Raw genomic sequence first — 12,694 nt, forward strand, 5'->3', positions numbered from 1 at the left:
GAAAAAATGTTCGTCTTTAGCCGATAAAAGCTCCGATAATGATTTTGAATGTTGGTGTAATATCGATTCCAATAGTTTTTAAAGCTGCGTGAAGAAATAGTAAACATAGAACAAAACCGATTAGTTTCTTTACTACATTCTCATACAAAACAGTCATACCAAATCACCCCTTTTCTTTCCTAACCCCTTTAAAGTGAGTATTACTGCTTGTTTTTGGTCCATAAATCGACCGGTAGCAGCATTTCTTTTTATCCAATTTCCATTAGGTCCTTGGAATTGAGATCTTCCTTTAACTGCTCCAATGCGACCATTTCCTGGTTTTCCGTTCGTTGCTATGTTTCTCACCTCCTTCAATCGCTCCGTTTTCAATTTCAAAATTGAAGTCCTCTTTTTTAAAAAGCCTGCATTTAAAACAAGCTTTTGTAAACAAATTGTCTTCCGCCTTCAGGCATCTGTATCTCTTCCCGTGCAATCAAACGTTTTTCATATAATTTTGAAAGTTGAGTACTTGCAGTATTAATCTGTTTGTCAAATGCATCCACAACATCCCTGGCAGTAACTTCTTTTCTCATATACACAAATTCTAGAATTTCCTTTAATGATCCCTTAGATCCACCGAGATAGCCTAGTATGGAGAAGGAATCCTCCGCTTTCGCCATTATACACAACTGTTCGATGTTTAACGTACTATTAATGTTATAGGCATGATCATGCTCTTCTTCAGGACTTAAATTTACTAGATAGATATATTTCTCAACTTTCTTCTCCATAAATTCACTAATAAGCCACTTTAATGGTTTAGCTATTACTTCGTCGATACCAGATCCATTCGTATCCCCAATATAAGACATATCCAATACAAAGACTGTATTCATTTCTGCGTCATTCATTTTATTCATTATCGACTCTTTGAGATTTTTCAGTTGAGTACGATTTAATAATTGAATAGGTTCTTCATGAATACTTAATAATAATTCTGTTTTCATGTTTCTCGCCCTCTCGATTTCAATTTCAATTTTGAAATCTATAATGCTATTAAAAACTATTGTTTAAAGCCTGTCAATACTATAATTTACTTTTATGAAAAAAAAGGTTCCAAAAGAAGTTTTGCCTTCTAATGTAGGATTTACTCCATCCTTTGTAATTTCATAAACAGCATTATTGGTTCGTAGTGCAACTGATGCTTCAGACCACCTGAATGCTCTTTGTTTTATATCCATTAATCCCTTACCACGATCTTCATCACTAAGTCTAGAAGCTTTGGTAGTGATGGCTGCTTTTACGATATCATGAGGAGAGTTTTCGGATAAAACATCTTTTAAACTATTGTAAATTCCTTCTCCCCGATCCGCGACGGCAATTTCTATTTCGTTTTCATCTTCATTGTTTTTTACCGAGATGAAACAACTAGAATTTGTATGATCAATCACATTGTTGCCCAGCTCAGTAATAAAAGATTGAATATCTGAAATACGATTCCCCTTTAGTCCTTTGTTTTTAAAAATCCTTTTAATCAATGTACTTATTTCTACAATTTGAGGGTGAGTTTTTGCTACTCTAATCTCTAGCAATTTATCCTCCAGGCTATTACGGTGGCGATTATATAAAGCCTCCATATCCTTTTGTTCTTCAAATTGTTCTTTTACATTTTTGCTGCAAACTTTAAAGAAATTCATTCGTTCCATATACTTAATAGGATTGATATTAAAAGGAGCGATAATACCAACTTCAAACTGGTCTTCAAGATAATCTAGCACTGACAAAAGTCCAGTGAAGCCAATCGGTGTAATGTACCTCAATCGCCTCATGTTTAAGGTTACAGCAGCACCTGAGTTTAACTGATCAACTACTTTCATTGTTTCATTTAGCAATTGATGAATGTCATCTATTGTTGATAATGTTTTATTTATCATTATTTCCATCTACATCAAACGCCGCCTTTAGCTTTTTATTCCAATAATTATATCACGAGAAGACAATCTGGTTAATAATTCCCATGAAATTCGGGTTAATATTGAACCCGATTAAACTAAACTCCTTTTTGCTTCAACAAGAAAAGAGCAACCCATATTTAAGTAATACCCCTGTTCGTATTATAAGGTCAACCAGAAACCCTATAATACGAACAGGAGCATTAGATTAATGATCCAAATTAAAAAATCGGCTCCTTAACGGTAAAAGGAACCGATTTTTCTATGCTTTAATTTGCTTAACGCTTTTTACCCAAAAATTCATTCATACACATCTTAATGTTCCATAACGTAATCATCAATGCTTCTTTTTATTTCTTTTATTAATAGATGCTGCAATTCGTAAGGACAATCGTCACATTCAATAATGGTTTGTTTCAGTTTCTCAAATAACTCTTCCATTCGATACTCTAAAAATCCTTTTTCATAGCGTGTTTTTACCCCTGTTCCGGATTCCGTGGTAAGTACGCCATCCTCATAATAAATAATATGCTTATTCGCATCTCCTTCAATCTCCTTGCGCGCAAATTCACCCGTTGGGATGGCATCCAATTTTATTACATTTTTAATATCACGTAAAAAAGCATTTACAGCATACCAATCTTCTTTATTTTTCAACGGAACCACCTTTTTTTGGCTCTGTTAAATTTTTATGTAGATTTTACATCAGATATAGAGAGCTTCTCCAACGGGAAAGTCCTCATTTATAAACTTAATTGTTAAATGTTTCAATTAATACATTTCTTGCTATTATTTTTACTTCTGAAAATGAACAGTCCAATAAAAAACAAAGTTTAAACCACCATTATTTTCTTCAAATTTATATTCAAAAACCATTTTGAAACAATTTCCTAAAATCGGACAAATAATCCTTCAGGTGTTCCATTAAGTTTTATTTTTTCATCAATAAATACTTGTAAGTTTGAGAAATGTTTCTCCTAGTTCGGGAACAGTATCGTTGTACTGCGCAACAATCAATGTTTAATACAATGTTTAACATCTTTAACCGAGTAGCACTCGATTGCTTGAGTCTTCCATAAAATAGAGTTCCTGTCGCTAATCAAACAATGTTGATAGTCTGGGTAGCCGCAAGCACTTGAGCTTCTACTTTTAATCCACTTAATCTTGTCCTCTAGTACCTTATAGCACAGACATCAAACTCCTATAAATATCTCTCCAAGAATCATCCAAATTCAAAGTCAGTACTTCCACCGTCATTCGATCATCCCACGCAAATTTTTCATCAATTTCTGTCCCATTGTATGGATATATCAATATTCCTCTTAAGGCTATATCCTTCGGCTGGTGCATTAAATAAGTGAACATTTGGTATAAATTATGACTATGAAACGATGTTTTCCCAAAGTGTTTTTGGAAGATATTTCGATAAAATTTTGCATCCATGACAATCTTTTGCTGTACATTCTTATGGATTAAGGTAATATCCGTTTTCATCGATGGTAATAGGGCTTGGTTACCTCTCAAATTCCACTGCATGACCTCTGACTGAACTCGATATTCTTTCTGCTCAATTCGATAAAAATGAAATAAAAACTTCTCGAAAATTTGATTTAAGGAGGATTCGTCGATTTCAGCAGAAAATAAACTCCAGTTTCCGTGCTTATGAGAGAGTAAGGTTAGTTCATGAAGTAATCGAGCAATATGAATCATCCGTTTGTAATGTACGTTATGCCTGTTAAAATATATCCTTAAAAAGATTTCCTTTGTTAACGGCAGAATTTCTACCTCTGGTATTAACTCCATATATGAATAACTAAGTCTTCGAGTTTCTTCTTTAACATACCGATTTCGGCAGATTGCCAGTAATGTACTTTTCATAACCTGATTTAAAAGGATATTGGCTGAGTACTGATCCTTCTCACATACCACCATCGGCTGCCTGGCAACGAGGTAGGGCATTGATTCATTCATAAGAACCCTTCCACCAAGATGACTAGTGGATTCGGTCATGGCAATATAATTTTTTACGAAACCTCTCCGATTTAAGTCTTTGACTTCCTTCAAAAATTGCCTAGCTAGAAAGTCATACGTAATAATGTCCTCGTCCACGTCGGATAGCTTATTAGCCAAATCAGGCATTTCATTCATGTAGCTTAGGAGGCAAAATAGATTCCTAATAGGTACCTTAAATAGACTCTCCATTAGATTCCCTCAATAAGATCTTTAACTATTTCAGGGCGGTCAAAGAAGTATTCCTTTAATAATGGAATGATCTCATAATCCAAAATTCCTTTATACCACTCCTGTTCATCAATATTTTCAGGTTTTGAAGTAAAAAAGCTATGACCAATTGCATACCCAGGTCCTAACTGGAAATCACCTATTATTACTTTATTTATTTTCTCGATGGCAAACAGAATTCTGCTTACCATTTCAGGTGATACATTAGATTCTTGAATGGTTCTCCTCCAGTTCTCATTAAATGCAGGCTCAAGTGTAACAAACGCAAATCGACGGCGAAGTGCTACCTCTAACTGGGCGAGAGAACGATCCGCCGTATTCATGGTACCAATCAGGTATACGTTATCTGGAACAGTGAATTTCTTTTTAGAGTAACCCATAGTGACATACTCCCCACGCTTATCCCGTTCAATCAGCATAAACAACTCTCCAAAAACCTTTGACAGGTTTCCTCTATTAATTTCATCGATGATAAGATAATAATCCTGTTCTGGATCTTTTAATGCCCGCTCACAAAACTCATAGAAAACCCCGTATTGAAGAGTAAATCCATTTTCATCAGGTCTATATCCCATGATGAAATCCTCATAAGCATAATTTTGATGAAATTGAAGCATTTCAACCCGATTGGAATCTATTACCCCCATTAAAGAGTAGGTAAGACGCTTAGACACAAAGGTTTTCCCCACACCCGGGGGTCCTTGGAAAATCAAGTTCTTTTTATATTGTAAGAGGTTCTTTATCGTGTCGTATTGTTCTTCATCAATAAAAACTTCATTCAAAAAATCCTCTTTTGTATACCTTTGAAGTGGTTGGCTTTTAATAGCAGTCAACGCCTCTTTTAAACTAGGCTTAAGCCTCCAAAGGAAATGGTGGTTTACTTGTACTTCTCCATCAAACAATACACCCCAATAATATTCCGATCCGTCCTCCAACTGAGGAGCATCCATATCCACTGCCTTTAATACTCTTTTGGCCAAATGGACAACAGAAGCAATAAAGGATGAGTGATGTTTATCTAGGGCTGCTGCTAATTGTGTTGCCGTTGCTTCCCCACCCAGCTCTAGCATTTTATCTAGATATACTAAATCACTTTCATAAAAAATTGCTCTATCCTGAAGAAGTTCTATCCATGTTTCTGTGGGAATCTCTCCCTCATCTTCGCTTACTTCTTCTAATGCCAGAACAATTTCAAACTGTTCTTTCGTTAATTCAAACAAGCTTCCCTGTGCGCCATTTTTCACAGGTGAGCTCTCCTCTAGCTCTTCAACATTGATAATTTTGTCCCAATAAATCGGAGAGATATCCCGAATATAGCGGAAGCTTACCCCTTCTACAGGTGAATCAAACCCCTCGTGCTCCTCTGTATGAAGCCCTTTTGTTACCTCACCCTCTGCCACAATGCATTTGTTCGGATGTGATTCATAGAATAATATCCGATCCCCGGGCTGGGCAGATTCAAACGCACTGAAAATACGACGCTTATTTCCTTTCTCATTGTAAGCTGTGTAAAAAACGTCGCCACCATCTTTTATATTATCAACAGTCCAAATAGATGGGTTGGCAGTCAGCCAATAGTACCGAGCACCTTCTTCTTCTGGTGGTGTCACTTCTTCTTCACCTTTCCATAAGTTTTTTACTGGGGAACGATAAAAATCAATTCTTTTGCCAGCATATTGCTTTTCTAATTTCTCTCTTATCATTAAAAGTCCTTGATCAACTTGTACCTTTTCTTCTGGTAAAAATTCTTTAAAACTTTGCAGAATTTCTTTCTTTTGTGCACTGCTAGCGATTCTTTCATACTTCTCCGGGAAGAGTAAATGAAGAAGTACATGTCTCATTTGAACATTGATTTTATATTTGCTCTTCACTTCTTTACGCATTTGATCTAGTAAAGTTTGAGTTTGTTCGGAGTCAGTTAATATTTCGCGACGACCTTTTACAGACAGTCCCTTTATGCTTAATCCTAATAAGCAAAGAAATGTAATCTCATCTGGTTTCCGTGTGCTATAAGAGGTGCCAGGGTTACCAATTCCATTATCTAATCCTTGAAATATCTCCAATTGTTCATCTATCGCTTCATTCCCCCATGAGGTAATCGTGGACAGCTTCTTGATTTTCGTCTTGAAATTAATATTACTCGGAAACAAATAATAGACAAATAAGCATTCACAAAATAACTTATAAATGTCTTTCCCTTGTCCATATAATTGCTTCTCTAGCTTCTCTTCAAAACTACTTTTTGAAAAGTCAGGATGATCTACATAGGCGTGCTTCAATCTCTTCAAATTTTCCAGAGTCCAAATCTTCTCACCAGGCCATAGGAGTGATCCGTTCTCTAAAAGACATTCTAACTTCCACTTATTTGCTGCTTCATAGATTGCTTTCGTTTCATTTGGTGATTGTTCATAAAAAATTGCCAACTTTATCGCCTCTTGGTCTTTAGTTTTTTGTTTAATTGTACCATAATATACCACTTGTATATGAAGGAGGGATGGTTCCGCTGTCCCCAAATCTTACTTACAAAAAAACATCAGGACTGTCCAGGCATTTCTTTAAAACACCTGAATCATACCTTGGATTACTGAAGAAAATGCAAAGCTTTACTGCACAGTATGAGTCAAATATGAAAAGACGATCACTTTGATGTAATCGTCTCCTAGATAGGTATTTTTTCAGCAGTATTGTTGTTCTGCGCAACATTCAATGTTAAATTTATCAACTTTTTTCGAATAATACCGATTACTTAAAATCTAATACTTAAATTACCTACTTTGATACGGTTCACCTTGATATGTAAATGAAGTTTTGCCCGTAAATGTATTAAGAACTACTATAAAGGATAAATCCTTTTCACATCCCTGAACGCATTATTAATCACTATATATATTGAATCCAGCATTTGTCTTTCGGAAACATTTTGTGGTTTGACTATTACTGTTGATAAATCTCCATCATTTGCATTAACAGCATCATCATCATCTTCCCATATATACACATCACATTCAAATGTAAAAGGATTGTCAGGATACTTCGGCAATTCTATAAAAGACGGATTGGTTAGGTTACTACTTCCTATTATTGCTGATGCAGCTTCTCTCTTTGTACCATTCATCTTTAGTTTAAGAGCAACTTTAGAGTGCCATATAACTCCTTCCTCATAAATTCTAACATAAAAAATCTATAAAACTGCTTCATTATTTTTAGTGAATAACTTCACAATTGTTATTCATATTTTCCCACAATTATGTCAATCATTGTTGTGTAGTATGTTTCAAATACGAAAAACGATCATTTGAAAAGTGACCGCGGTTAAAAAATATATTTCGTAACGAGTGTCGTTGTATTGTCTATTAAATCCACTCTGTAAACCGGAATTTATTTGTTCATTAATTAAATTTCTTCACTTCCACCATAATTGCCGAATGATCTGTAACACAATTATTTCTTATGGTATCATCAATAACTATATCTATTAATTCGCAATATAGTGATGGTGTCATTATGGCATAATCAATTCGTCTTCCAGTATTAGCAGTCGGCCTATCCATTGAATTATTCTTTTCTCCCCAAGCATCTACTGCCCCATGTGATAGAAGTTTTATAAATTTTTCTTTTTGCGTTGTGCCCAAGTCATAAACATTCATATCGCCTATTATTAGTAACTTATCTTCTTCTTTTTTACTTTTATAGCGTTCAATCATACTATCCCAAAAATTTTTGTCTCCTAATGGAATATGGACACCGATAAATATTCTATCGCCAACTTTAACTTCAACATTTCTCATTTTTTCAGAAAAATTGTAAGGCAAAATTTCATAATCAACCCTTATGAACATTACTGTGATGCTTTTATTTCCTTTTTTGAAATCATCCTCACAATAAGTATTTGGATAAACGATTTTATAACTTAGTTTCTTCAGTTCTTTGGTAAAATTCTCACCTGCAACTGAATTTATATCAAATTCATGAAAAACAATAATATCAATGTTATTATTTTTCACATAATCCATTAATTTTGATATATTCTTATCTGAATCTATCTCGTTTCTCCATTTATTAACTGCATTATTCCATGCTTTCCAATCTACTTTCTCAAAACTATTTTTATAATCATTTGGTAACGGTTTAGGAGTTAGCCCTCCAAAGTTATTAATATTTAAACTAAGAATTTTCATTTTTTTATCCTCTCTTGTATTTAATGGGTTTATACTTGTAAATTTTGATTTAACATCCATACAAATTCCTATTTATCTATATAATATCTACCTTTATTTCGTATTATAAGTCAACACTGATGGACTACACACCAATCACAACACTTTTACTCACAACTTCCAATTACTATCCAAATATAATCTTTTATGCTAATTTAAAAGAAAAAAATCCGATGAGGTGATAATATTGTCAAATAAAACTTGTAGGGAAGAAATACTACAAGCGGTTAAATTCATACTCAACGAAAAGGGTGTAAACGAGTTTAGTGTAAATGAAGTACTACTGTATATGACTAAAAACAACACAACATTTAAAGAGAATACTATAAAAACCCATATTACCTCTAGATGTTGTTCTAATTCACCACAAAACCATTCAGTTATTTACAATGACTTTAAACGAATTAAACCTGGTTTATATATGTTATTAAAATAAATTATCAAATGTTAGAAAAGGTTGGTGTTCCAAAACAATTCTAGCCTTTCTTACTGCGTAATTATGGTCGAATGATACTAATTCTTTTTGAATTAGATATCTTTTATGCTGCTCACGTTTTCTTTCGTGAGTTATTTTTGCACCTAAGTGTGGTATACAGGTCAATAAAAATCAACTGCATTTGTTTTGATTCGTAAAACTAATGATTACCCATACAAACACCAAAAATACCAACTTAATAAGAGCATCTTGCTTATTTTCTATACTTTTATCTTTGAGCAAGAAAAAGACGATTACTCTGAGGTAATCGTCTCTAATGTTTGTTTATTGCCAGTATCGTTGTACTACGCAATACTAAGGTATCTTGGAAATAACATTAATAACACAAGATATTAGCATCTACGTTCAGTATTACTTTCCTAACTCATAAAAGTTATCAATTTTTTTAAATGCTTTTTTCTTACATAAAAATAAATGATTGATAGGTATTACCTCATCCTCAATTTCAGTTGCAGCTTTTTGAAAGCCTATTTGCCAAGGATTTTCTAAAAAATTCAATAGCTTATTGGCAGTAAGCTCCCCTTGAAAAACACCTTTCATTTTTGGTGGCATTATCTGTTTTATTGGCTTGCCTTTCTCAAAAATTGTTGGCAACCTTTTATAAAGTAATGTCGTGAAAACTGTATAGTCGGTAATGATTACTCTATCCAGTTCCAACTTTCTAGCTAGTTTACAAGAATATATAACCATTCTATATATTCGCCTTGGCTTCCAATCTGTTGCTAACTTACATTCCTGATTCTTGTTAAACTCGTCAATCACATGAATTAAATTAGAACTATAGAAGTCACATATTCTGTTAGTTTGTTCTACATCTTCTGGTATTTTTTTATTATAAAAATCATACCTTTTTCTTCGTGTAACAGGCTGAGTTGTATGTTTACACTCACAAAAAAATAAGTCATTTCCTAAAAGAAAAGCAACATCACATTGATATTCATCGTTTTCTACTTTTCGTTTAATACTTACAGCAGGAATTTGTTTATTCCTTAAATCAATAAGAATTCTACCCTCATAACAGTAACCCTTAAAATCAAGGTTCATATCTTCCTTTGTTGCCAAAGACGTAAGTGCTATTACATCTTGTAGGTTACTAACAAGTGATGGGACGGTTATAACATTTTCTCCTATTTCAATAAATGGAGAGTCAAACCAATCTACTGAGCTCTTTTTAAATTTTAATTTATTGTATATAAATCTTGCACTATCCCTGTTTATACCATGCTTAATAAACATTTTTATCCAATGATCGCGAGTTGTTATATACAACCAACTGTTTGGAACACCATTGTCAGGAAATATATTTTCATTTAAAAATTCTCTATTATAGTATCGAACTATAGCATATGCTCTTAGCCATTTTACAAGTTCAATGCCACTAACTTTATAATCCAAACTATCACTAGAAAAATACTCTATATATTCATCGTATGATGCCTTTTCCCATTCATCTATAAAAGCATTTGGTGCTAAAGAATTAGTTAAGGAAACTTGTTTTATTAATTCATTCTCATTTCGGTTACTACCGATATTCGTTTGTCTATATGATTCAAACCGTTGGATTTCTATTTTTTCTTCTAAAAAGCTTTTTAAGTCTTTTGGGATAATATCAGTATATTGTCCATTACATATCAATTTATAATTGCCAAACTTCCAGTCTTCTAGGGCATCAAATAAAACATTTCTTATATCTATTAAATGAAAATATTGGATTGATCTCTCAATATCATCCCATTCTATCTCTTCTTCAATTCCACAACAATTAAATTTGTTATTTTCATAAAGGTATCCATGAAAAATGAAAGCTTGTACAACTTTACTTGCTTGTTGCAAAGTATAGTCAATAGCATCAATTAACTGATCAGCAGATAATTGATCAATTCCTGTCACCTTTCCCTTAATATTTTTCTGAATGTCTACATCTCCATAAAAGTCATTATTTTTACCACCATTAAACCCAAGATCCTTTAACGCTCGTACATAGATTTCAAAAACTATTAAGAAAGCAAAAAGTTTATTTTCGTCTGGAACTTGTATAACTTCATTAAATTCATTTTTATTGTAGTAATCTTCAAACAAGGCATTAAACGCTTTTATATCATTTTCATATTTTTTCATCTCAGCCAACTCATCTTGTGTCAAATCGGTTGAATAAATTTTTCTTATTAACCCCAAATAAATCTCATATGACTTTGAATCCGGATAAGCATTTACCCCTAATCCATTCCCTTTAAAAGCAAACAATATTTCTTGCAATGTATGTTTTTTAATAAAAGCATCAATCTTATCATGATTTTTTAAAACATCCATTAGTTCATAGAAAGCTTTGCTATTCATACCTCACCAGCCTTCGTATTATTATTTGTGATCCTATTATCTCATAGGCTTCATTGATATATCTAGACACATGTATAAGCAAGCTTGAAACAAGCTCGTAGACATCTGCTGCTGACTTTAACACTATATTGTCCAACTTCCATCCTCTCATGTTCACACCGAATTACCTAAATTTTTCCTTCCCGTAAATTTAATTGCATTGTTGCACAGTAAGAGTCAAATATGAAAAAAGATCACTTCAAAAGTGATCGGGTTAAAATACATATTAAGTGACTAATATTTTTGCTACGCCAGTAAATTACTTTATTTTTAAAGTTGTTCTTTTTCAACATAAGCATCAGTTCATTCCATAAAATGTGAGGTTAATCTGTTTATAATATCAAAATAAGACATCAATTAATGATTTATTGAACAAGTAAAAACATCTGTAATAAGTGGTTTTATATAATCAAGATCCCTTACGTTTTTTAATTTTATATCGATTTGATTTTGTTCTCTGTCTTTTTTATCTGGATAAATATCTGTATATCTGTATAGTTCTGGAATTTTGACTTTGTATTTATTAAAGATATCATCACGCTCTCCACTATCTTTTGTAAGATGAAATAGTAATCGATTTCCTACTGTTGAAATGGATAGGAATTTTTCATTACGGTCAATAATCTGAAACATAATTCCATCCGAAATGTTACACATAATTGGGTTATCTCTAGTGTGGAGAGTAGTTGAAATAAAGTTAAAAATCTCTTCTACTAATTCTTTTTGTTTATTTAATTTTTGAAAAATTTTTTCTTTAGTTTTATACTTAGAACCTCCTTTTGGAACTTCTAAAATTCTATCCAACTTTACGTCAATATGTTGTTTATTAATCCATTGGCATTCTATTTCTAAGTCTTCAAGTTTACTAATTAAGGTTTGTTCTATTTGCCTGTTAGAAATTAGCATGAACCTTGCGTTCTCAGATGATACTAGTTTCTTATATTCAATTATCTGTTCTATTGCTTTTTCATCAACATATTCCTTTACTTCAATAAATAATAGCTTACCATTTTTGTCTTCAAAGAGTATATCACAACGTTTTCTCGTGTTACCTATTAATGTTTCTCTCTCAATTAACCTAAGTTGTTCTTCTATAATGCTGTGACAGGCTATAAGTTTATTTTGTAGTACGATTTCTTCGTTCTTCATATTTCCCTCCATACACTTCATGGAATTTAAATGTTAAGGAACTAATTTAATTCCATAAATTCTATAAAATCTATCAGTTCCCTTTATTTTAAGTGGATATTTTAAAAGTTGATGCTGAAGGAAAAGAAACAACAGAACTATCATCTAACTACTGGTATTATTTAGGGCTATTATCGTTAGAGGGACTTATACGCAACACTGCCATCGAACTTGCTAGGCAAATCTTTTGAAGATACCTAGAATTGAGGAACTTAGACGATTTTGGTCAAAGAAGACGATCACTT

Annotated in this window: 12 protein-coding genes; 1 reads left to right on the top strand and 11 read right to left on the bottom strand. The window is 32.9% G+C overall.

Annotation, left to right across the window (positions count from 1 at the left end; all coding sequences use genetic code 11):
- Nucleotides 1–16 precede the first annotated feature (16 nt).
- From NSQ59_RS15915 to NSQ59_RS15955, 9 genes are all read right to left on the bottom strand, one after another.
- A complete protein-coding gene (locus NSQ59_RS15915; protein WP_340832287.1) occupies nt 17–157 on the bottom strand; it encodes a hypothetical protein in 141 nt (46 codons plus the stop codon).
- Nucleotides 154–375, bottom strand: coding sequence for a hypothetical protein (locus NSQ59_RS15920; protein WP_340832288.1), 222 nt, complete (start codon nt 373–375; stop codon nt 154–156). Before NSQ59_RS15920 ends, NSQ59_RS15915 begins: the two co-directional genes overlap by 4 nt.
- A 32-nt stretch (nt 376–407) precedes the next feature.
- Nucleotides 408–986, bottom strand: coding sequence for a hypothetical protein (locus NSQ59_RS15925; RefSeq protein ID WP_340832289.1), 579 nt, complete (start codon nt 984–986; stop codon nt 408–410).
- A 63-nt stretch (nt 987–1,049) separates the two neighbouring features.
- Nucleotides 1,050–1,922: an ATP-binding protein gene (locus NSQ59_RS15930; RefSeq protein WP_340832290.1), complete on the bottom strand. Its 873-nt coding sequence runs from the start codon at nt 1,920–1,922 to the stop codon at nt 1,050–1,052.
- 324 nt (nt 1,923–2,246) lie between these two features.
- Nucleotides 2,247–2,588, bottom strand: a complete 342-nt coding sequence (locus NSQ59_RS15935; RefSeq protein WP_340832291.1) for a hypothetical protein — start codon at nt 2,586–2,588, stop codon at nt 2,247–2,249.
- Nucleotides 2,589–3,110: 522 nt separating this feature from the next.
- Entirely contained in the window at nt 3,111–4,133 is a 1,023-nt protein-coding gene (locus tag NSQ59_RS15940) for an McrC family protein (protein ID WP_340832292.1), read from the bottom strand.
- Nucleotides 4,133–6,595 (bottom strand): AAA family ATPase, encoded by a 2,463-nt coding sequence (locus tag NSQ59_RS15945; protein WP_340832293.1) that lies wholly within the window; start codon nt 6,593–6,595, stop codon nt 4,133–4,135. The genes NSQ59_RS15940 and NSQ59_RS15945 overlap by 1 nt, the downstream gene beginning before the upstream one ends.
- A 410-nt stretch (nt 6,596–7,005) precedes the next feature.
- On the bottom strand, nt 7,006–7,287 hold the full coding sequence (locus tag NSQ59_RS15950) for a hypothetical protein (RefSeq protein WP_340832294.1): 282 nt from the start codon (nt 7,285–7,287) through the stop codon (nt 7,006–7,008).
- A 274-nt stretch (nt 7,288–7,561) separates the two neighbouring features.
- On the bottom strand, nt 7,562–8,350 hold the full coding sequence (locus NSQ59_RS15955; protein WP_340832295.1) for a hypothetical protein: 789 nt from the start codon (nt 8,348–8,350) through the stop codon (nt 7,562–7,564).
- Nucleotides 8,351–8,567: 217 nt separating this feature from the next.
- On the opposite strand from NSQ59_RS15955, the gene NSQ59_RS27960 reads away from it, so the two are divergent.
- Entirely contained in the window at nt 8,568–8,825 is a 258-nt protein-coding gene (locus tag NSQ59_RS27960) for a DUF7669 domain-containing protein (protein ID WP_445669213.1), read from the top strand.
- 411 nt (nt 8,826–9,236) lie between these two features.
- Here the strand turns inward: NSQ59_RS27960 and NSQ59_RS15960 are convergent, their stop codons facing one another.
- Nucleotides 9,237–11,222, bottom strand: coding sequence for a hypothetical protein (locus NSQ59_RS15960; RefSeq protein ID WP_340832296.1), 1,986 nt, complete (start codon nt 11,220–11,222; stop codon nt 9,237–9,239).
- Between the two features lie 396 nt (nt 11,223–11,618).
- Nucleotides 11,619–12,410 carry an endonuclease NucS domain-containing protein gene (locus tag NSQ59_RS15965; protein ID WP_340832297.1) on the bottom strand — a complete coding sequence of 264 codons (792 nt, stop codon included), beginning with the start codon at nt 12,408–12,410 and terminating at the stop codon, nt 11,619–11,621.
- Nucleotides 12,411–12,694 lie beyond the last annotated feature (284 nt).

It is taken from the genome of Margalitia sp. FSL K6-0131, from assembly GCF_038008735.1.
Taxonomy (GTDB): domain Bacteria; phylum Bacillota; class Bacilli; order Bacillales; family Bacillaceae_C; genus Margalitia; species Margalitia shackletonii.